The organism is Variovorax sp. RKNM96 (assembly GCF_017161115.1).
In the GTDB taxonomy this organism is placed as follows: Bacteria; Pseudomonadota; Gammaproteobacteria; order Burkholderiales; family Burkholderiaceae_C; genus Variovorax.
Window position 1 is genome coordinate 1271105 of record NZ_CP046508.1, and the last position, 20906, is coordinate 1292010.

18 protein-coding genes are annotated in these 20906 nt (G+C 67.1%); 16 read left to right on the forward strand and 2 right to left on the reverse strand.

Translation table 11 applies throughout. From position 1 onward, the window contains the following. Positions 1 to 105 precede the first annotated feature (105 nt). From GNX71_RS05785 to ygiD, 10 genes are all read left to right on the forward strand, one after another. Positions 106 to 1086 carry an ABC transporter permease gene (locus GNX71_RS05785; RefSeq protein ID WP_206177434.1) on the forward strand — a complete coding sequence of 327 codons (981 nt, stop codon included), beginning with the start codon at positions 106 to 108 and terminating at the stop codon, positions 1084 to 1086. 2 nt (positions 1087 to 1088) lie between these two features. Then, the gene (locus tag GNX71_RS05790; protein ID WP_206177435.1) at positions 1089 to 2378 is read left to right on the forward strand and encodes a M20 aminoacylase family protein; all 1290 of its coding nucleotides are present in this window, start codon (positions 1089 to 1091) and stop codon (positions 2376 to 2378) included. 31 nt (positions 2379 to 2409) lie between these two features. Continuing rightward, positions 2410 to 3990: an ABC transporter substrate-binding protein gene (locus GNX71_RS05795; RefSeq protein WP_206177436.1), complete on the forward strand. Its 1581-nt coding sequence runs from the start codon at positions 2410 to 2412 to the stop codon at positions 3988 to 3990. A 157-nt stretch (positions 3991 to 4147) separates the two neighbouring features. Then, positions 4148 to 5059 (forward strand): ABC transporter permease, encoded by a 912-nt coding sequence (locus tag GNX71_RS05800; protein ID WP_206177437.1) that lies wholly within the window; start codon positions 4148 to 4150, stop codon positions 5057 to 5059. Positions 5060 to 5080: 21 nt separating this feature from the next. Then, a complete protein-coding gene (locus GNX71_RS05805) occupies positions 5081 to 6151 on the forward strand; it encodes an ABC transporter ATP-binding protein (protein WP_206177438.1) in 1071 nt (356 codons plus the stop codon). Continuing rightward, positions 6148 to 7176 carry a dipeptide ABC transporter ATP-binding protein gene (locus tag GNX71_RS05810; protein WP_206177439.1) on the forward strand — a complete coding sequence of 343 codons (1029 nt, stop codon included), beginning with the start codon at positions 6148 to 6150 and terminating at the stop codon, positions 7174 to 7176. Before GNX71_RS05805 ends, GNX71_RS05810 begins: the two co-directional genes overlap by 4 nt. Continuing rightward, positions 7173 to 9143 (forward strand): glycosyltransferase, encoded by a 1971-nt coding sequence (locus GNX71_RS05815; RefSeq protein ID WP_206177440.1) that lies wholly within the window; start codon positions 7173 to 7175, stop codon positions 9141 to 9143. Before GNX71_RS05810 ends, GNX71_RS05815 begins: the two co-directional genes overlap by 4 nt. A gap of 96 nt (positions 9144 to 9239) precedes the next feature. Beyond that, positions 9240 to 9419: a DUF3311 domain-containing protein gene (locus tag GNX71_RS05820; protein WP_093439587.1), complete on the forward strand. Its 180-nt coding sequence runs from the start codon at positions 9240 to 9242 to the stop codon at positions 9417 to 9419. Then, positions 9419 to 10924: a sodium:solute symporter family protein gene (locus GNX71_RS05825; protein WP_206177441.1), complete on the forward strand. Its 1506-nt coding sequence runs from the start codon at positions 9419 to 9421 to the stop codon at positions 10922 to 10924. The genes GNX71_RS05820 and GNX71_RS05825 overlap by 1 nt, the downstream gene beginning before the upstream one ends. Before the next feature lie 79 nt (positions 10925 to 11003). Next, a complete protein-coding gene (gene ygiD / locus GNX71_RS05830) occupies positions 11004 to 11918 on the forward strand; it encodes a 4,5-DOPA dioxygenase extradiol (RefSeq protein ID WP_206177442.1) in 915 nt (304 codons plus the stop codon). A 4-nt stretch (positions 11919 to 11922) separates the two neighbouring features. Here the strand turns inward: ygiD and zwf are convergent, their stop codons facing one another. Beyond that, positions 11923 to 13395: a glucose-6-phosphate dehydrogenase gene (gene zwf, locus GNX71_RS05835; RefSeq protein WP_206177443.1), complete on the reverse strand. Its 1473-nt coding sequence runs from the start codon at positions 13393 to 13395 to the stop codon at positions 11923 to 11925. 144 nt (positions 13396 to 13539) lie between these two features. On the opposite strand from zwf, the gene GNX71_RS05840 reads away from it, so the two are divergent. The 5 genes from GNX71_RS05840 to GNX71_RS05860 are packed head-to-tail and all read left to right on the forward strand — an operon-like array spanning position 13540 to position 19086. Next, positions 13540 to 14550: an ABC transporter substrate-binding protein gene (locus GNX71_RS05840; RefSeq protein ID WP_206177444.1), complete on the forward strand. Its 1011-nt coding sequence runs from the start codon at positions 13540 to 13542 to the stop codon at positions 14548 to 14550. Further along, positions 14551 to 16809: an iron ABC transporter permease gene (locus GNX71_RS05845; protein WP_206177445.1), complete on the forward strand. Its 2259-nt coding sequence runs from the start codon at positions 14551 to 14553 to the stop codon at positions 16807 to 16809. A 10-nt stretch (positions 16810 to 16819) separates the two neighbouring features. After that, positions 16820 to 17371: a hypothetical protein gene (locus GNX71_RS05850; RefSeq protein ID WP_206177446.1), complete on the forward strand. Its 552-nt coding sequence runs from the start codon at positions 16820 to 16822 to the stop codon at positions 17369 to 17371. Then, complete coding sequence (locus GNX71_RS05855) at positions 17368 to 18411, forward strand: ABC transporter ATP-binding protein (RefSeq protein WP_206177447.1); 1044 nt, start codon at positions 17368 to 17370, stop codon at positions 18409 to 18411. The genes GNX71_RS05850 and GNX71_RS05855 overlap by 4 nt, the downstream gene beginning before the upstream one ends. A gap of 12 nt (positions 18412 to 18423) precedes the next feature. Further along, positions 18424 to 19086 (forward strand): HAD family phosphatase, encoded by a 663-nt coding sequence (locus tag GNX71_RS05860; protein WP_206177448.1) that lies wholly within the window; start codon positions 18424 to 18426, stop codon positions 19084 to 19086. Here GNX71_RS05860 and GNX71_RS05865 read toward each other — a convergent pair. After that, the gene (locus GNX71_RS05865; RefSeq protein ID WP_206177449.1) at positions 19032 to 19706 is read right to left on the reverse strand and encodes a lipocalin family protein; all 675 of its coding nucleotides are present in this window, start codon (positions 19704 to 19706) and stop codon (positions 19032 to 19034) included. The genes GNX71_RS05860 and GNX71_RS05865 overlap by 55 nt on opposite strands. A 242-nt stretch (positions 19707 to 19948) precedes the next feature. Between GNX71_RS05865 and tal the strand changes: the two genes are divergently transcribed. After that, on the forward strand, positions 19949 to 20905 hold the full coding sequence (gene tal / locus GNX71_RS05870; RefSeq protein ID WP_206177450.1) for a transaldolase: 957 nt from the start codon (positions 19949 to 19951) through the stop codon (positions 20903 to 20905). Position 20906 lies beyond the last annotated feature (1 nt).

The window sequence follows — 20906 nt, forward strand, 5'->3', positions numbered from 1 at the left end:
ACGGGCAGGGTGTTGGCAATGAGCACCATGTGTGTGCACCCCCGGGGAACCCCCGTGCGGGCACGCACCTTGCACTGCTAGCATGCCCGATCACTTTGTTTGCTAATGATTGCCTTTGTACTGCGCCGCCTGATCCAGGCCGTGATCGTGATGATCGCGGTCGCGTTCATTGCCTTCCTCTTGTTTCAATACGTCGGCGACCCCGTCGTGTTCCTGCTGGGCCAGGATGCCAAGCCTGAGCAGATCCGTGAATTGCGCGCCGGCTTGGGGCTCGACAAGCCCTTCTTCGTGCAGTTCTGGCATTTCCTCGTCAATGCGGCCCAGGGCGAGTTCGGCCTGAGCCTGCGCCAGGGCGCCAAGGTCTCGCGCCTGATCGGCGAGCGCTTCCCGGCCACGCTCGAACTGGCCCTCGTCGCCGCCGCGCTGGCGCTCTTCGTCGGTATTCCGATGGGCGTCTACACCGCCCTGCGCCGCGGCACCTTCCTCAGCCAGGTGTTCATGACGGTCTCGCTGCTCGGCGTGTCGCTGCCCACCTTCCTGATCGGCATCCTGCTGATCCTTGTCTTCGCGGTCACGCTGGGCTGGTTCCCGAGCTTCGGCCGAGGCGACACCGTGAAGTTCGGCTGGTGGACCAGCGGCCTCTTCAGCGCCGACGGCTGGCACCACATCGTGCTGCCGGCGGTGACGCTCGCGATCTTCCAGCTCACGCTGATCATGCGGCTGGTGCGCGCCGAGATGCTGGAGGTGCTGCGCACCGACTACATCAAGTTCGCGCGCGCCCGGGGCCTGTCGAACCGGGCGATCCATTTCGGACACGCGCTCAAGAACACGCTGGTGCCGGTGATGACCATCACCGGCCTGCAGCTTGGTGGCCTGATCGCCTTTGCCATCATTACCGAGTCGGTGTTCCAGTGGCCCGGCATGGGCCTCCTGTTCATCCAGGCCGTGACCTTCGCCGACATCCCGGTGATGGCCGCCTACCTGTGCCTCATCGCGCTGATCTTCGTGGTGATCAACCTCGTGGTCGACCTGCTGTACTTCGTGGTCGATCCGCGTCTGCGCGTCGGCAAGGCGGGAGGGCATTGAACATGAGAGCAGCAGCTTCTTCTACCGGCACCACCGTATCGGCTCCGCGCCTCAAGGCATCTGGCAGGGCGTTCGCGAACATCGCGAGCTTCTATCCCGAACTCACGGCCTTCCGCCGCGACCTGCATGCGCACCCCGAACTCGGCTTCGAAGAGGTCTACACCGCCGGCCGCGTGCGCGAAGCGCTGCGTGCCTGCGGCGTCGACGAGATCCACGAGGGCATCGGCAAGACCGGCGTGGTCGGCGTGATCCGTGGCAAGTCCACCGCCAGCGGCCGCATGATCGGCCTGCGTGCCGACATGGACGCGCTCCCCATGCGCGAGGACAACAGCTTCGGCTGGCGCTCCGCCAACGACGGCCTGATGCACGGCTGCGGCCACGACGGCCACACCGCCATGCTGGTCGGCGCCGCGCGCTACCTCGCCGAGACGCGCGATTTCGACGGCACCGCCGTGCTGATCTTCCAGCCCGGCGAGGAAGGCTTCGCCGGTGCGCGCGTGATGATCGAGGACGGCCTGTTCGACCGCTTCCCGGTGAACGCGGTCTATGCGATGCACAACTGGCCCGCCATGCCGGCCGGCACCGTCGGCATCAACCGCGGCGCGATGATGGCCGCGGCCGACCGCATCACGATCGAGATCAAGGGCAAGGGCGGCCACGGCGCGCATGCCTACCAGACCATCGATCCGGTGGTGGTCGCCGCGCACATCATCACGGCCGCGCAGACCATCGTGTCGCGCAACGTGCGCCCCATCGACGCGGCCGTCGTCAGCATCTGCGCGGTGCAGGCGGGCGACCTCGGCGCGATGAGCGTGATCCCGGGCGAGGCCACGCTGGTCGGCACGGTCCGTACCTTCAGCGCGCGGGTGCAGGCCCAGGTCGAGCAGCGCCTGACAGAGCTGTGCACGGCCATCGCCGGCGGCTTCGGCGCCACCGCCACCATCAAGTACGAGCGCATCTATCCGGCCACCATCAACACCGCCCCCGAGGCGATGTTCGCGGCCGACGTGGCCGAGTCGCTGGTCGGTGCCAAGAATGTCGACCGCAGCATGGAGCCCAGCATGGGCGCCGAAGACTTCTCCTTCATGCTGCAGAAAAAGGCGGGCGCGTACCTGCGCATCGGCCAGGACGTGCGCGAAGGCGCCTTCCTGCACAACAGCCGCTACGACTTCAACGACGAGATCCTGCCGCTCGGCGCCGCGTTGCACGCGGGGCTGGTCGAGCAGGGCATGCCGCTTGCCGCTACCCGCGACACGCAGCCAGGGAAAGCAGCCGCCACCGCGGCGTCGTGATGTGTTCGATTTCAACCCGAGGAGTGTTCCCATGAGTTTCAAGAAGAAAGCGGCCGCGGTCGCCGTCCTGTGCGCCCTGGGCGCCGCCAGCCTGGTCGCGAGCGCGCAGACCATCCGGATCGCGAACCAGGGCGATGCGCTGTCGCTCGACCCGCACTCGCTCAACGAGTCGCTCCAGTTGAGCGTCACCGCCAACGTCTATGAAACCCTCGTGGGACGCAACAAGGACCTGAGCCTTGCGCCGCTGCTCGCCACCAGCTGGAAGCAGACCTCTCCGAACGTCTGGCGCTTCGAACTGCGCAAGGGCGTGGTGTTCCATGACGGCACGCCGTTCACCGCCGACGACGTGGTGTTCAGCTTCGCGCGCGCCCAGGGCGACGGCTCCGACATGCGCGCCACGTTGAGCGACATCAAGGCCGTGCGCAAGGTCGGCGACCTCGCCGTCGAGATCGAGACCAACGGCCCCTTCCCGATCCTGCCCGACGTGATCTCGCTCACCATGATCATGAGCAAGAAGTGGTGCGAGGAAAACCAGGCCACCAAGCCGGTCGACCGCCGCAAGGGCATCGAGAACACCGCCTCGTTCAAGGCCAACGGCACCGGCCCGTTCCGCGTGCGCGAGCGCCAGCCGAACGTGCGCACCGTGTTCACCCGCAACGGCACCTACTGGGGCAAGATCGACGGCAACGCGCAGGAGATCGTCTTCACGCCCATCGCCAACCCCGCCACCCGCGTGGCCGCGCTGGTCTCGGGCGAAGTCGACGTGATGGAGCCCGTGCCCGTGCAGGACATCGCCCGCATCAACGCCGCGCCCAACGCCCGCGTCATCACCGGCCCCGAGATGCGCACCATCTTCCTGGGCATGGACCAGAAGCGCGACGAGCTGCTGTACTCCAACATCAAGGGCAAGAACCCGTTCAAGGACAAGCGCGTTCGCCAGGCCTTCTACCAGGCCATCGACATCGTCGGCATCCAGCGCACGGTGATGCGCGGCGCCTCCAAGCCCACGGGCCTGCTGGTCGGCCCCGGCATCAACGGCTGGACCGCCGAGCAGGACAAGCGCCTGCCCTTCGACGTCGAAGCCGCCAAGAAGCTCATGGCCGAAGCCGGCTATGCGAGCGGCTTCGAAGTGACGATGAATTGCCCGAACGACCGCTACGTGAACGATGGCCAGATCTGCCAGAGCGTGGCCGCCAACCTTGCCAAGATCAACGTCAAGATCAACCTGGCCGCCGAGACCAAGGGCACCTACTTCCCCAAGATCCTGCGTCGCGACACCAGCTTCTACATGCTCGGCTGGACCCCGACGACCTACGACTCGCACAACGCGCTGAGCTCGCTGACCGCCTGCCCGGACGACAAGGGCACGGGCCAGTTCAACCTGGGGGCGTACTGCAATCCCAAGCTGGACGAACTGACCAAGAAGATCCAGTCGGAGAGCGACAAGGCCAAGCGCAACGAGCTCATCAAGGAAGCCTTCAAGCTGCATGCGGACGACATCGGCACGCTGCCGCTGCACCAGCAGTCGCTGGCATGGGGCGTGAGCAAGAAGGTCGAGCTGGTGCAGCTGGCCGACAACTTCATGTACTTCAAGTGGATGAGCATCAAGTGATGCCCCCGGCCGCTCCCCGGGCGGCCTGACCATGGGCCCGCTTCTTGCGGGCCCATTCCTTTTGCTCCACGATGAAAAATAACCCCCACGCTCCCCTTGCTGCGCAAGGTCCGCTGCCCCCCGAGGGGGCCGCTTTTCATCTTGGGGCGGCCCGGCGATGAAAAAAACCCTTGCCCGCTGGCTCGACAGCGACGTCGGTTACAGCTTCCGCACCTCGCCGGTGGCAATGGTGGCGGCGCTGATCGCACTGGTTTGCCTGTTCTGCGCGGCGTTCGCCGGATGGGTCTCGCCGCACAACCCCTTCGACCTTGCCACGCTCGAGCTCGGCGATGCACGCCTGCCGCCCGCATGGAGCGCGGAGGGTTCCGCCAAGTACCTGCTCGGCACCGACGACCAGGGCCGCGACATCCTCTCGGCCGTCATCTACGGCGCGCGCATCTCGATGATCGTGGGCGTCGTCTCGGTCGTGCTGTCGGTCGTCGTCGGCGTGGTGTTCGGCCTGCTGGCCGGCTTTCTCGGCGGCTGGCTCGATTCGTTCCTCATGCGCGTGTGCGACGTGATGCTGTCGTTCCCGCCCATCCTGGTTGCGCTGCTCATCGCCGGCGTCGGCCGAGCGCTTTTTCCGGGCGCGCACGAGTCGCTCGCGTTCGGCGTGCTGATCATTTCCATCTCGCTCACGGGCTGGGTGCAGTACGCGCGCACGGTGCGCGGTTCCACGCTGGTGGAGCGCAACAAGGAATACGTGCAGGCCGCGCGCGTCACCGGCGTGGCGCCGATCCGCATCATGCTGCGCCATGTGCTGCCCAACGTGATGGGGCCGGTGATGGTGCTGGCTACCATCCAGGTCGCGACCGCGATCATCACCGAGGCGACGCTGTCGTTCCTCGGTGTCGGCGTGCCGCCGACCTCGCCCTCGCTGGGCACGCTCATCAGCATCGGCAACCAGTACCTGTTCTCGGGCGAATGGTGGATCACGGTGTTTCCGGGCCTGATGCTGGTGCTCATCGCCCTGAGCGTGAACCTGCTGGGCGACTGGCTGCGCGACGCCCTCAACCCGCGCCTGCGCTGAAGAGAAAAGGAGAACGCCACCATGACGCTGCTCCAGGTCCAGGACCTCGTCGTCGAGTTTCCGCATCGCCGCGGCACGCTGCGTGCGATCGACCGTATTTCCTTCGACATCGCGCCCGGCGAAATCCTCGGCGTGGTGGGCGAATCGGGCGCCGGCAAGTCGCTCACGGGCGCGGCCATCATCGGCCTGCTCGAACCGCCGGGCCGCGTGGCCAGCGGGCAGATCCTGCTGGAGGGCCAGCGCATCGACAACCTGAGTTTCGATGCGATGCGCCCGATCCGCGGCCGCAAGATCGGCGCGATCTTCCAGGACCCGCTGACCTCGCTGAACCCGCTCTACACCGTGGGCCGGCAACTCGTCGAGACCATCCGCGCGCACCTGCCCGTGACCGAATCCGAAGCCCGCAAGCGCGCCATCGGCCTCCTGCAGGACACAGGCATTCCCGCGGCCGAACAACGCATCGACCACTTCCCGCACCAGTTTTCGGGCGGCATGCGCCAGCGCGTGGTGATCGCGCTCGCGCTCGCTGCCGAGCCCAAGCTCATCGTGGCCGACGAGCCGACCACCGCGCTCGACGTGTCGATCCAGGCGCAGATCATTCAGCTGCTCAAGCGCATCTGCAAGGACCGCGGCGCGGCCGTGATGCTGATCACGCACGACATGGGCGTGATCGCCGAGACCTGCGACCGCGTGGCCGTGATGTACGCCGGCCGCATCGCCGAGATCGGCCCGGTGCACGAAGTGATCCACCAGCCTGCGCATCCCTACACCTCGGGCCTGATGGCCTCGATTCCCGACATGGCGAGCGACCGCGAGCGGCTCAACCAGATCGACGGCGCGATGCCACGGCTCAATGCGATTCCGACCGGCTGCGCCTACAACCCGCGCTGCCCGCGCACCTTCGCGCGCTGCCTCACCGAGCGCCCCGAACTGCTGCATGCCGGCGCCACGCGCGCGGCCTGCTGGCTGCACGATGCGGCCGATCCGCATCTGGGCCAGGCCGAGCTCGCGGCGAAGCACCACGACGCGCTCGCGGCCGGCGAACGCGCCACGCCCGAGGCGGCCGAGCCCATCGCGGAGGTGACGCGATGAGCGCCGTGATCGAACCCCGCAAGGAAACAACCGGCGAGCCCCTGGTCGTCGCGCACGACCTGGCCCGCACCTTCGACGTCTCGCCGCCCTGGCTCAACCGCGTGCTCGAACGCAAGCCGCGCGTGCTGCTGCATGCGGTGGACGGCGTGAGCTTCTCCATCGAGCGCGGCAAGACGCTCGCGCTGGTCGGCGAATCGGGCTGCGGCAAGAGCACGGTGGCCCGTCTGCTGGTGGGCCTCTATGCGCCGACGCGCGGCGGCCTGCAGTTCGACGGACAGGACGCGCATGCCGCGTTCAAGACGCCCGAGGGCCGCAAGCTGCGCCGCCGCATCCAGATGATCTTCCAGGACCCCTATGCGAGCCTGAACCCGCGCTGGATCGTGGAAGACATCATCGGCGAGCCGCTGCGCGAGCACGAGATATTGAGCGGCAAGGCCGAACTGCGCGAGCGCGTGGGCGAGCTGCTCAAGTCAGTGGGCCTCTCCCCGCTGGACATGAGCAAGTACCCGCACCAGTTTTCAGGCGGCCAGCGCCAGCGCATCTCGATTGCCCGCGCGCTCGCCACGCAGCCCGAGTTCCTGGTGTGCGACGAGCCCACCTCTGCGCTCGACGTGAGCGTGCAGGCGCAGGTGCTCAACATCATGAAGGATCTGCAGCGCGAGCAGGGCCTGACCTACCTCTTCATCTCGCACAACCTCGCGGTGGTGCGCCACGTGGCCGACCAGGTCGGCGTGATGTACCTGGGTCGGCTGGTCGAGGTGGCGGACAAGCAGAAGCTCTTCGCCGATCCGCAGCACCCGTATACGCGCATGCTGCTGGACGCGATCCCGCAGATGAAGCACACGGGGCGCCAGCGCACCCCAGTGCAGGGCGAGGTGCCGAATCCGCTGAACCCGCCGACGGGATGCGCCTTCCATCCGCGCTGCCCGCATGCGAATGCGCGTTGCTCCGCGGAACGGCCGAAGCTGCTGGGCATCAAGGGCGTGCAGGTGGCTTGCCACGCGGTGGAGGAAGGCCGGCTGTGACGGTGGGCGGCCCGGTCGAATGGCCGGAGGGTTTTCCGTACCGGCCGCACCTGCGTTTCTGTTCGCTGGGCAACGAGAACGTTGCCGAGGTGATGGAGAGCTTTCGCATCGCCTGCGAGCGGCTCGGCTGCACCACCTCGGTCGAAGCCATACCGAGTGTCGACAACGCCGACATCAATATCTTCTTCTTCGCGATGGGCCTGGGCCTGCCCTCTGACGAGGACCTACCGCCCAACACCATCGTCGTCAACTTCGAGCCGGCGCTGCCCGAGCTTCTGGCGGAGAAGCCGGGTTACGGCCGTCTGCTCCAGCGAGCCTGGGTGTGGGAGTACAGCCTCGAGAACCTGATGCATCACCAGGCCCTGGGCATCTTCAGGTCCGACTACGTGCCGCTGACCTTCGAGCCGCAGGCGACGCCCGTGGTGCCGCAGGACCAGGTGCTGCCCGACGACGAACAGGACATCGACGTCATCTTCTTCGGCGAGACCATGCCCCGGCGCCTCGAGGTGCTGCGCGCGCTGGAGGCCTCCGGGCTGCGCGTGGCCTATCCCATCGGAACCGCCTGGACGCCCGCCCAGCGCGATGCACTGCTGCCGCGCGCCAAGGTCGGGCTCAACATGCGCAAGGCCGACCGCACCGCTACGGCGGAAGTGCCGCGCCTGTCCATCCTGCTGCGCAACCGCAAGGCGGTGGTGTCCGAGCTGTACCCCCATTCCGAGATACCGGCGGTGCTCAGGGATGCGGTGGAGGGATGCGGCAAGGACGAGCTCGTCGATCGCGTGCGCGCGCTGCTGGCCGATGCGCCGCGACGGCAGGCGCTGGAAAAGGCAGGGCCGCTGGCATTGGCAAGCCTGCCGCCGCAGCACGAGATCCTGGCGGGCGCAATGCAGCGCTATCTTGCCGCGACATCGCAGCGACTGGCGAGCCGCCAGGCATCGACGGCCGGCGGCCAGGCCTCGAAGGTGTCGGTCCTGATGGTCACCCGGAACGACGGCGCCGGCGTGGCGGCCGCGCTCGCATCGATGGCTGCCCAGACCCTGGCGCCGCGTCGGATCATCGTGGTGGACGACGCCTCGACCGACGACACGGTGGCCCTGATCCGCGAGCGGATGGCCGCCGATCCGCGCCTTGCCGGGCTGCGGCTGCTGCAAGCCCCGGCGCCGATGGGCTGGGCCGCCGCCGCGCAATGGGGTCTTTCGCAGGCCGAGGGCGACTGCCTGGCCCTGTGGTCGCCCGCCGAGCGCGGCGAGGCGAACCGGCTGCAGGTGCAGACCGCGTTCCTGCAGGGCTCGCCGGCGGTCGGCGCCGTGGGCGCCTGGCATATTTCTGGAGAGACTGGGGTCCAGCGTGTGCCGGAAATGCATGCGCAGATCCTGGCCGGCCTGCTGGCTCACATGCCGTGCGAGCAGCCGCTGCGGATGGGCAGCCTGATGCTCTCGCTGCCGCGCATCCGGCAGCGAGGGCTGGGGTTCGACGCCACGCTCGGCCGCTTCGCATGGATGGGCCTGCTGCTCGCGCTCGTCGGCGACGGTGCATTGCTGGCCAACCTGGACATGATCCTGAGCCGGCAGCAGGCGGAGCCCCTCGCGCCCGCGCCGACTGAGGCCGACGTCATCGCGCTGGCGCATGTTCGCGAACGCCTGTTGCCGCTGGTCTTTCCGCGCCTGTCGTCGGCCGGCGCGCGGCAGCTGGCACGGCTCTACGGGCTGCAGTGGACCGCCGATGCCTCCGGCGCCACGGCGCTCCTGCGCGACATGGCACAGGCCTGCGCGCAGCACGACGAGGTGCAGGCGGCCACGGTGCTGCGCGGCGAGTGCCTGCGCGTGCTCGACGTGTATGCCCAGAACGGACGCCTGGTGCCGGGCTACATCCGCGAGCTGATGCAGGAGCCGCTGCTGCGCGATTTCCTCGCGCCGATCGGCGAACGTATTCACGCCTTCGGGCCCGCGGAGCCCGGGCCGGCTTAATCCGGGTCGGCTTAATCCGGGTCGGCGCCGCGTGTTCGGCTTTCGATCTATAACTCCCTGGTGCTTTCGTAAAAATCACACCAAGGAGAACAGCACATGTGGGCCCTGCTCCTGTTGCCCTTCGTGGGTTTGTTGTGGCTTCCGTTCTACAACAGCCCGTTGCCCGAATTGTTCGGCTTTCCCTTCTTCTACTGGTACCAATTGCTGTGGGTGCCGATCACGGCGCTCCTGATCTGGATCGTGTACCGCAGCGGGTATGAAGAGGGAGACGAATGATGAGCGGCCAGATCAACTGGACCGCGCTGTCGGTCTTCATCTTCTTCTTCGTGCTGGTCACCGTGATGGGCTTTGCCGCCTCGCGCTGGCAGACCGGCGGCAAGAACAGCAAGGGCGCCCACCTCGACGAATGGGGGCTGGGCGGCCGCAAGTTCGGCACCTGGATCACCTGGTTCCTCGTGGGCGGCGACTTCTACACCGCCTACACCGTGATCGCCGTGCCCGCGCTGGTCTACGCCGTGGGCGCATACGGCTTCTTCGCGCTGCCCTACACCATCCTCGTCTACCCGATCGTCTTCATCATCATGCCCAGGCTGTGGCATGCGGCGCACCGCGCGGGGCATGTGACGGCGGCCGACGTGGTCTATGGCCGCTACGGTTCCCGCGCGCTCGAGCTGGCCGTGGCCGTGACCGGCGTGGTCGCGACCATGCCCTACATCGCGCTGCAACTCGTGGGCATGGAGGTCGTCATCAAGGCGCTGGGCCTCACGGGCGAACTGCCGCTGGCCGCGGCCTTCGTGATCCTTGCGCTCTACACCTATTCGGCCGGGCTGCGCGCGCCCGCGCTGATCGCCTTCGTCAAGGACCTGATGATCTACATCGTGGTGCTGGTGGCGGTGGTGCTGGTGCCGATCAAGCTCGGGGGCTACAGCAGCGTGTTCCATGCGGCCGGCGATGCCTTCGCGGCCAAGGGCGGCGCGACCGGCCTCACGCTCAAGCCGGCGCAATACCTGCCCTATGCGAGCCTGGCGCTGGGCTCGGCGCTCGCGGCCTTCATGTACCCGCACACGCTGACCGGCATCTTCGCGGCCCGAAGCGCGAACACGATCCGCAAGAACGCCGTCTTCCTGCCGGCGTACACGGTGCTGCTCGGCCTGATTGCGCTGTTGGGATACATGGCCTACGCGGCCCACCTCACGGTGAAGAGCAACAACGACGTGGTGCCCGCGCTCTTCAATGCGTTGTTTCCTTCGTGGTTCGCGGGCTTCGCGTTCGCCGCCATCGCCATCGGTGCGCTGGTGCCGGCGGCGGTGATGTCGATCGGCGCGGCCAACCTGTTCACGCGCAATTTCTGGAAGGCCTATGTGCGGCCCGACGTGACGCCCGCCGGCGAGGCCAAGGTCGCGAAGATCGTGTCGCTGGTGGTCAAGGTGGGGGCGCTGGTGTTCATCCTGTTCCTGCCGACGCAGTTCGCGCTCGACCTGCAACTGCTCGGTGGCCTGTGGATCCTGCAGACCTTCCCGGCCGTGGTGTTCGGCCTGTTCTTCGGCTGGTTCCGGGCGCCGGCGCTGCTCGCCGGATGGCTCGTCGGCCTGGTCGGCGGCAGCTGGATCGCGTTCTCAGACGGCATCAAGCCGGTCCATACCTTCGTGATCGGCGACGGCAGCTACACGCTGTACACCGGGTTGACCGCGCTGGTGCTCAACATCGTCGTGGCCGTGGTGGTGCAGCTGGTGGTCAAGGGCGCGCCGTTGCGGGAGCCGCCCGTGCTGCGCGGGAAGTAGGTCGGTCGAGTCCGGCCGGCTTTCCGAAAGTGTGCGCAAAGGCACCGCCCGGTGCCGGAATCTGCGGCAGAGTCGCGCCATGGCAATGACGACGACAACAACAACGATTTCCGCGGGCTTGGGCCGGCGCGGCTTTCTCATGGGGTCGGCGCTCAGCGCCACCACCGCGCTGGCCGGCATGGCATCGCTCGCGCATGCGGCCGGTGCGCCTTCGCGGCGAATGCCGGTGATCTTCATCGGCCACGGCACGCCGATGAACGCCATTGCCGACAACGCGTTCACGCGCCGCCTGTCCGCATGGGGCAGGGAGTTGCCGCCGCCGACGGCCATCCTCAGCGTGTCGGCGCACTGGCTGAGCCGCGGCGCGACCGGCGTCGGCGTGCAGGCGAAGCCGAAGACGATCCACGACTTCGGCGGTTTTCCGCAGGCGCTGTTCGACGTCGAATACCCCGCGCCCGGCCACCCGGCGCTGGCCGGCGAAACCGTCGGCGTGGTGAAGCAGGCACCGGTCATCGCCACCGACCAATGGGGCCTGGACCACGGCACCTGGTCGGTGCTCAAGCATCTCTATCCGAAGGCCGATGTGCCGGTCTTCCAGCTCAGCATCGACTACGACAAGCCGGCCGCCTTCCACTACGCGGTAGGGCGCGACCTGGCCGCGTTGCGCGACAAGGGCGTGCTGGTGATGGGCAGCGGCAACGTCGTGCACAACCTGCGCGCCACCGACCGCGGCACGGTCGACGGGCCGAAGGCCAGCCGTCCGTGGGCGCAGTCTTTCGACGATGCGGTGAAGTCGGCGCTTGCGGGTCGCGACGACCGCGCGTTGATCGGCTATGAAAAGCTGGAAGGCGCGTCCACTGCCGTTGCGACGCCCGATCACTACTTCCCGTTCCTCTACGCCCTCGGCGCCGCCGGAGCGGGCGAGCGCGCGAAGACGGTCTACGAGGGATTCCAGTCCGGCACGCTCAGCATGCGCTGCGTGCAGTTCGGCTGAAGGCTTACTGCTCTTCGCCCCAGGCGAAGCCGTCGCGCGCAATCATTGCGCTCGATGCGCTCGGGCCCCAGGTGCCGGCCGCATAGGGACGCGGGCCGCCGTCCGATGCCCAGCTGTCGATCAGCGGCTCGACCCAGCGCCATGCTTCTTCCTGCTCGTCGCTGCGCACGAACAGGTTCAGGCGGCCGTCGATCACGTCGAGCAGCAGGCGCTCGTAGGCGCCCACGCGTTCCGCGCCGAAGCGCTTGTCGAAGTCCAGGTCGAGCTGCACCGGCGCCAGTTGCGCGGCGGCGCTCTGGTTGCCGTTGGTGCGCTGGCGGTTGTCCTGCGCCTGCGCGAGCATGTGCAGTTCGAGGCCGTCCTTGGGTTGCAGGTTGATCACCAGCTTGTTGACGTTGCCAGCGGGCGCGCGGTAGATCGCATGCGGCGTCGGGCGGAAGTTGACTTCGATGCGCGCATCGCGTGACGCGAGCCGCTTGCCGGTGCGGATGTAGAACGGCACGCCGGCCCAGCGCCAGTTGGCGATTTCGGTGCGCAGCGCCACGAAGGTCTCGGTGCGGCTGTCGGGGTCGACGCCGGGCTCGTCGCGGTAGCCCTGCACCCGCTCGCCATAGGCGGTACCGGCGGTGTACTGGCCGCGGATCGCATGCAGGCTCAGGCTCTCGGGCGTCCAGGGCTTGAGGGCGCGCAGCACCTTCAGTTTCTCGTCGCGGATCGCATCGGCATGCGAGTTGATCGGCGGCTCCATGCCAATGGCGCACAGCAGCTGCAGCGCGTGGTTCTGCACCATGTCACGCAGTGCGCCGGTCTGGTCGTAGAAGGCGCCGCGCTTTTCAACGCCCAGGTCTTCGGCGATGGTGATCTGGATGTTGGCGATGTGCTCGCGGCGCCAGATGGGCTCGAAGAGGGCATTGCCGAAGCGCATCGCGAACAGGTTCTGCACCGAGGGCTTGCCGAGGTAGTGGTCGATGCGGAAGACCTGCTTTTCTTCCAGCACCTTGCCCACGGCCGCGTTGATGGCGCGATTCGATGCGAGGTCGTGGCCCAGGGGCTTCTCGAGCACGATGCGGGTCTTGGGGCCGTTGAGGCCGGCCGCTGCGATCTGCTCGACCACCTGGGTGAAGAGGGCGGGCGCGGTGGCCACGTACATCACGACCGTGGAAGCATCGCGCTGCTTGAGCAGGTCGGCGAGCTTGCCGTAGTCGTCGGGCTTGGAGAGGTCCATGCGCAGGTAATGCAGCATCGACGCGAACTTCTTGAATTCTTCGGGGGAGGGGCGCTTGGCGCCTTCGACCGCGCTGAAGCGCGACTGGATCAGCTCGCGGTACTGGTCGTCCGACAGGTCGTCCCGCGCCACGCCGACGATGCGTCCGTCCTGCGGGAGGCTGCCGTGCCGGAAGGCCTGGAACAGCGCGGGCATGAGTTTGCGCCACGCGAGATCGCCAGTACCGCCGAACAGAACGAGATCGAAGCTCATGAGAAAACTTTCCTTTGTCTGAGTGCCGAGCAGGCAATGTGCCAGTCGCGATGGTACTTGTACCGATTCCCGGGACCTGTACTAAAGCTACGCTGCCTTCAGGCCGCAAGGCCTTTTTTTATGCATGAGGCAGGGAAATACCAGATGAAGAAGCTTTTTTGCGCAGCCGCGCTCGTGGGCCTGTCGGCCGCCGCATCGGCACAGACCGTGAACGTGATCTGCTCGGTCCAGGCCGAGTGGTGCAACGTGATCTCCACCGTCTACGCCCGCACCACGGGCGTACGCATCAACATGGCCCTGAAGGGCTCGGGCGAGGCGCTGGCCCAGTTGATCGCCGAGAAGGACAACCCCAAGACCGACGTCTGGTTCGGCGGCACCGGCGATCCACACCTGCAGGCGGCTGAGCAGGGCCTCACGCTCGAATACAAGTCGCCCACGCTCGGTCAGTTGCACCCCTGGGCCCAGCAGCAGGCCAAGCAGTCGGGCTACAAGACGGTGGGCATTTACTCGGGGCCGCTGGGCTTCGGCTACAACCCCGAGCTGCTCGCCAAGAAGAAGCTCGCCGTGCCCAAGACCTGGGCCGACCTGCTCAAGCCCGAATACAAGGGCGACATCCAGGTGGCCAACCCCGCATCGAGCGGCACGGCCTACACGATGATCGCCACGCTGGTGCAGCTGATGGGCGAGGACAAGGCCTTCGAGTATCTCAAGGCACTTCACAAGAATGTCGGCCAGTACACCCGCTCGGGCACCGGCCCGATCAAGGCGGTGGCGCGCGGCGAAACCGCGATCTCCATCAGCTTCGTGCATGACGGCCCCGGCGAGAAGATGCAGGGCTTCCCGGTCGAGACCATCACGCCGAGCGACGGCACAGGCGCCGAGATCGGCTCCATGAGCATCATCAAGGGCGCGCGCAACCTCGATGCGGCCAAGAAGTTCTACGAATGGGCGCTCACGCCCGCAGCGCAGGAGCTGGGCGCCGCCAACAAGCAGTTCCAGCTCCCGAGCAACGCGGGCGCCAGGCTCGACCCGCGCATTCCCGATTTCAAGAAGATCAAGTTCATCAACTACGACTACGCCAAGTACGGCGCCAGCGCCGAACGCCGGCGCCTGATTGCGCGCTGGGAAAAGGACGTCAACTCGCTGCCCCGTTAAGTGGAAGCACGTTCCACCGGCGGCGCGCCGGTCAACCCGGCGTCCGTGGCGGCCGCCCGGCGCTCGCAGCGCTGGATCTGGGCGTGGGTCGCGCTGGGTATCGCGGCGTACCTGCTGCTGCCTTGGTACGCGATCCAGGACGCGACCTGGTACGAAGCCGTTCCGCAGGTCTTCGGGCAGGCGGAGGGCGCCAACGGCCTGATGCAGGCCGCGACGCAGGGGCGCAGCTGGCTCTTCATCGGCCTCGCAGGCCTGTTGATGTGCGCGATCGGCGCGTGGCTGCCTGCCGGCCGCGCGCAGGGGCGATGGCTGCTGGCAGGCGGTGCGATCGGCGCCATCGGCCTTTCAGTCGCGGGCTTCACCATCGGTGCGCGCGGCTGGAGCGTCGCGGCGCTCAACACCCAGTTCGGCGAGCTGGCGATCAACCAGTTCGGCATCGGCGCGGGCGGCTTCGTGGCGCTCACCGCGCTGGTGCTGCTGGCCGCCTTCGGCATTGCGCGGCTCGGTCTCTTCAAGGGCGACCTGTTCGTGGCGGCCGCGGTCATCGGCTGCGGCGTGCTGATGGCGCTGTTCATCGCCTACCCGGTGAGCAAGGCGCTCTCGGGTGCGTTCTTCAACGAAGACGGGCAATGGTCGATCGGCGCCTTCGTCGCGCGCGTGTTCACCGAGCGCATCTGGGGCCTGGGGTGCCTGGCGGGCGGCGTGCGCTGCGGCGTGGCGTGGAACACGCTGGTGCTGGCCTTGCTCACTGCCGCCGGCACCACCTTCCTCGGCACGCTGATGGCGCTGATGGCCGAGCGCGGCAGCAAGCGCGGGCAGGGCGTGCTGCGGGTGCTGGCGCTGCTGCCGATCATCACGCCGCCGTTCGTGGTGGGGCTCGGCCTCATCCTGCTGTTCGGCCGCGCGGGCATCGTCAACCAGCTGCTGGAGAACGTGTTCGGCATCGAGCCCACGCGCTGGTTCTACGGCATGCCGGGCGTGCTGGTGGCGCAGCTCTTCGCTTTCACGCCCATCGCCTTCATGATCATGCGCGGCGTGGTGCAGGGCATCGCGCCCAGCCTCGAAGAAGCCGCGCAGATGCTGCGCGCCGACCGGCGCCGCACCTTCTTCACCATCACGCTGCCGCTGCTCAAGCCCGGGCTGGCCAATGCCTTCCTGGTCGGCTTCATCGAGAGCATTGCCGACTTCGGCAATCCGGTGGTGGTGGGCGGGCAGTTCTCGGTGCTGTCGACCGACATCTTCTTTGCCATCGTCGGCGCGCAGTACGACCAGGGCCGCGCGGCCTCGCTTGCCTGGGTGCTCACGCTGTTCGCGCTCGGCGTGTTCGCGCTGCAGCGCGGGCTGCTCGGCAAGCAGAACTACACGACCGTGAGCGGCAAGGGCGATGCAGGCATCGCGATGGCATTGCCCGACGGCGTACGCCGCACCATCTACTGCATCGCGCTGCCGTGGATCGCGTTCACCGCGGTGGTCTACCTCTTCGCCTTCGCCGGCGGCTTCGTGCAGACCTGGGGCCGCGACTACAGCTTCACGCTCAACCACTTCAAGAATGCGTTCGCGCTGGAGTGGGGCCAGTTCGGGCTGGTGTGGGCGGGCACGGCGTGGAACTCGCTGATCACCACACTCAAGCTCGCGGGCATCTCGGCGCCGATCACTGCGGCGCTGGGCTTGCTGATCGCCTGGCTGCTGGCGCGCAACGAGTTCAAGGGGCAGGGCATCTTCGAATTCGGCGCGCTGCTGGCCTTTGCCATTCCGGGCACGGTGCTCGGCGTGAGCTACATCCTGGCCTTCAACGTGCCGCCGCTGGAGCTCACGGGCACCGGGCTCATCATCGTGCTGTGCTTCATGTTCCGGAACCTGCCGGTGGGCGTGCGGGCCGGCACGGCCGCCTTCAAGCAACTGGACCGCTCGCTCGACGAAGCCTCGCTGATGCTGCGTGCATCGACCTCGCAGACCCTGTTCAAGGTGGTGCTGCCGCTGCTCAAGCCTGCGCTCGTGGCCGCGCTGGTCTACAGCTTCGTGCGCGCGATGACGACGGTGAGCGCGGTGATCTTTCTTGTCACAGCAGAGAACGAGCTCGCCACCACGTACATCATCGGCCGCGTCGGCAATGGCGACTACGGCATTGCGCTCGCGTACTGCACGGTGCTCATGATCCTGATGTCGCTGGCGATTGCGCTGGTGCAGTTCGTGGTCGGGGAACGCAAGCTGGGGCGGCGCAAGGCGGTGGTGGCGGTCGTGTCCGCACCCGTACATTGAGGGAAAAAAGATGAGTGTTCATACAGACCTGTTGCTTCAGCTTCAAACGGAGCAAACGCTGATCGACCTGTACCGCGACCGTTTGAGCCAGGAGTCGCTCACTGGCGTTGTTTCCGGGTTCACCGACACTTTCGTCTATCTGAGCCTGTTCAGCGAGGACGGATTGCCCAACGGCATCAGCGTGGTCCATCTGGGTGACGTCACCAGGATCAGATGGCAAGGCAATGCGCTGATCTCCATCAAGGCCTTGATCGATGCCAAGGCGTCAAGACCGACTGCGCCCGAACTCGATCTCGAATCGACGCGCTCGGTCCTCGAGTCGATCCAGAGGGCGTTTGGCTACGTCAACGCATTGACGGAGAGCTCCAACCCATCCGTCACGTTCATTGGCGAGATCGCGCAGATCGACCATATCTCTTTTGTCCTGAACGAGTTCGGAACCATGAAGACGTGGCAGACGTCGCATTTGTGGTTGCGCATCGGCGACGTGACGCGCGTGGATGCGGATGCGCAATACGAACGTGATATCAAATTTCTTGCCGAACAAAGGCGCAGTTCATGAGCAACGGCATCGAATTCCGCAACGTCACCAAGCGCTACGGCACCGACAAAACCGGCCCGATGGCCGTCAAGGGCATCAGCTTCGAAGTGCCGGTCGGCACGCTCACTACCATCCTCGGCCCCTCGGGCTGCGGCAAGACGACCACGCTGCGCATGATCGCGGGGCTCGAGTCACCGACCTCCGGTTCGATCTTCATGGGTGGACGCGATGTGACGACGCTCGGCCCGGCCGAGCGCAACGTGAGCATGATGTTCCAGAGCTACGCGCTGTTCCCGCACATGAACGTGATCGAGAACGTGGGCTACGGCCTGCGCATGAGCGGCGTGAAGAAGGACGAGGCCACCTCGCGGGCGCGTGAAGCGCTCCGGGGCGTGGGCCTGGTCGGCTTCGACGAGCGCCTGCCGAGCGAACTCTCGGGTGGCCAGCAGCAGCGCGTGGCGCTCGCGCGTGCGCTGGTGCTCGAGCCTGCGGTGCTGCTGTTCGACGAGCCGCTCTCCAACCTCGATGCGCGCCTGCGCCGCGAAATGCGCGAGGAAATCCGCGCGCTGCAGCAGCGGCTGAAGCTCACCGTCGCCTACGTCACGCACGACCAGAGCGAGGCGCTGGCCGTGAGCGACCAGATCATCGTGATGGACCACGGCGTGATCGCCCAGCGCGGCACGCCCGAGCAGCTCTACGGCCGGCCCGAGAGCGAGTTCGTCGCAGGCTTCATGGGCGAGGCGATGGTGTTCCCCGCGGTGGCGCAGGCCGACGGCAGCGTCACGCTGGGCCCGCTGCGCCTGCAGCCCCGCTACGCGGTCGCCCCCGGCACTGTGAAGGTGGCGGTGCGGCCCGAAGCCTGGGAGATCGGCGCGGCCGATGGGTTGCCCGCCACCTTGCGCAAGGCCGCCTACCTCGGCAGCTTCTACGAATACGGCTTCGACACGACGCTGGGCCCGGTCTTCGTGGTCTCGACCGATCTGTCGCAGCCCCTGGCCGCGGGCGCGCAGACCACCCTGTCGCTGCGAGCCCATGGCGTGAGCGTGGTACCGTGCGCATGAAACAATGGCGCCATGAATGTGGTTTTCGATCTTGGCGCCGTGCTGATCGCATGGGAGCCCACACGGCTGGTGCAGGCCCATCTCGCCCAACACGCGCCCACTGAAGCTGCCGCGGCGGCGCTCGGCAGGGCGCTTTTCCACCACGACGACTGGACCGGTTTCGACTGCGGCACCCGCACGCTGGACGACGCCATCGCCCGCATGGCGGCGCGGTTGTCGCTGCCGGCGGAGCGGCTTCACGCGATGCTCGATGACATGGGAGAGCGGCTCGAAGCCATCGAGGTGACCGTCGACATGCTCGAACAGCTCTTTGCCCACCGCGAAGCTGGGGAGCCGCTGCGGCTCTACTACCTCTCGAACATGCCCGGGCCGTATGCGCGCGCGCTCGTGCGCCGACATGCCTTCATGCGCCGCTTCGATGGTGGTGTGTTCTCGGGGGATGTGAAGTTCATCAAACCGGATCGTGAAATCTTCGAAGTGCTGGCGGTGCGTTACGCGCTCGATCCGGCGGAGACGGTGTTCATCGACGACTCGGCCGCCAACGTCGAGGCGGCACGCGCCTTCGGCTGGCAGGCCATCCACTGCACCGCGCCGGACATGCTGCCGGCGCAGCTTTCGCGCTACCTGCCGGTGAGCACGACCTTGTCGGCGTCGAAGCCAAGGCTGCGCGCGTAGTCCAGCTCGACCTGCAGCGTCGCATCGTCTAGGCGCGGCGCGCGCGACAGCACCCAGAGATATTCGCGGTCGGGCGTGCCGACCAGCGCCACTTGGTAGTCGCGGTCGAGCTTGAGGATCCAGTAGTCGCCCCACACCATCGGCAGCCAGCCGAGCCACGCGGGCGCAAAGCGCACTTCGAGGCGGCCCGCGCCGGGCTGGCCGGCCACGGGCACCACGCGCGCCGTGCCGATGGCTTCGTTGAAATTGCCATCGGCGCGCACGCAGCGGTTGACCACCTGCACCGTGCCGTCGGGCCGCGGCGTGTACTCGGCGGTCACGGGGCCCGAACAGGTTTTCTGAAAGCGGTTGGGCAGGCGGGCCTGTTCGTGCCAGATGCCGGCATAGCGTTGCAGGTCCAGGGGTGCCACCACCTGCAGCGGCGCGCGCATCAGCGGTGCGCCATCGGCCGGGCCGGCCAGCCGGACGCGCGCGTTGCGCGCCTTCTCCAGCGCGAGCCAGGTCGCGACGCCGCCCACGACGAAGGCCGTGGCCATCGCGCCGATCGCCTGGCTGGTGCGGCGGTCGTCGAAAGCGGGGCCGGCAGGGGGCGCGGCGGGGCGTCGTTGGCGAGGGGACATGGGGCACTCCTGAAGGTAAGACGTTCGGCGTAAATCGCTCGTAACGTTCAGGGTAGCCCTCGCCGATGGGCCCATGCCGTCAGTCACGGACCACAGCCCCTGTAGGGCAGGGCGGCCGACAACCCCGCGGGCAGAAGGCCGATGGAACCACGCGAAAACCCGTGCTACGGTGCGCATGAAAACATCGGCCGACGCGCAACTGCGTGCAGGACTTGTCACAACCCGCACAGGATAATGATTTCATGAACCAACTCGATGCCCTCCGCCAGTGGACCACCGTCGTCGCAGACACCGGTGACTTCAAGCAGCTCAGCGTTTCCAAGCCGCAGGACGCGACCACCAACCCGTCGCTGATCCTCAAGGCCGTTCAGAAGCCCGAATACCGCCCCCTGCTCGACGAGACCGTCAAGAAGCACGCGGGCAAGCCGCTCGATGAAGTCATCGACCGCCTGCTGGTGAACTTCGGCACCGAAATCCTCCAGATCATCCCGGGCCGCGTCTCGACCGAAGTCGATGCACGCCTCTCGTTCGACACCGCCGCCACCATCGCCCGCGGCGAGCGCATCGTGGCGCTCTACAAGGCCGAAGGCATCGACACCGAGAAGCGCCTGCTCATCAAGGTGGCCTCCACCTGGGAAGGCATCGAGGCTGCGCGCCAGCTCGAGCTGAAGGGCATCCGCACCAACCTCACGCTGCTGTTCTCGTTCGCGCAGGCCGTGGCCTGCGGCGCCGCGAAGGTGCAGCTGATCTCGCCCTTCGTGGGCCGCATCTACGACTGGTACAAGAAGTCAGCCGGCGCCAAGTGGGACGAAGCGGCCAATGCGGGCGCCAACGACCCGGGCGTGAAGTCGGTGCGCGAAATCTTCAACTACTACAAGCAGCACGGCATCAAGACCGAAGTGATGGGCGCGAGCTTCCGCAATGTGGGACAGATCCAGGCGCTGGCCGGCTGCGACCTGCTGACCATCAGCCCCGAGCTGCTGGCCGAGCTGGCCGCGAGCAACGAGCCGCTCGAACACGCGCTCGACGCCAAGGCCGCGGCCAAGGGCGATGCGAAGAAGGTGAGCTACGACGAAGCCGGCTTCCGCTTCGCGCTCAACGAAGACGCAATGGCCACCGAGAAGCTCGCCGAAGGCATCCGCGCCTTCGCGGCCGATGCGGTGAAGCTCGAGAAGCTCATGCAGGAAAGCGGCAAGTAAA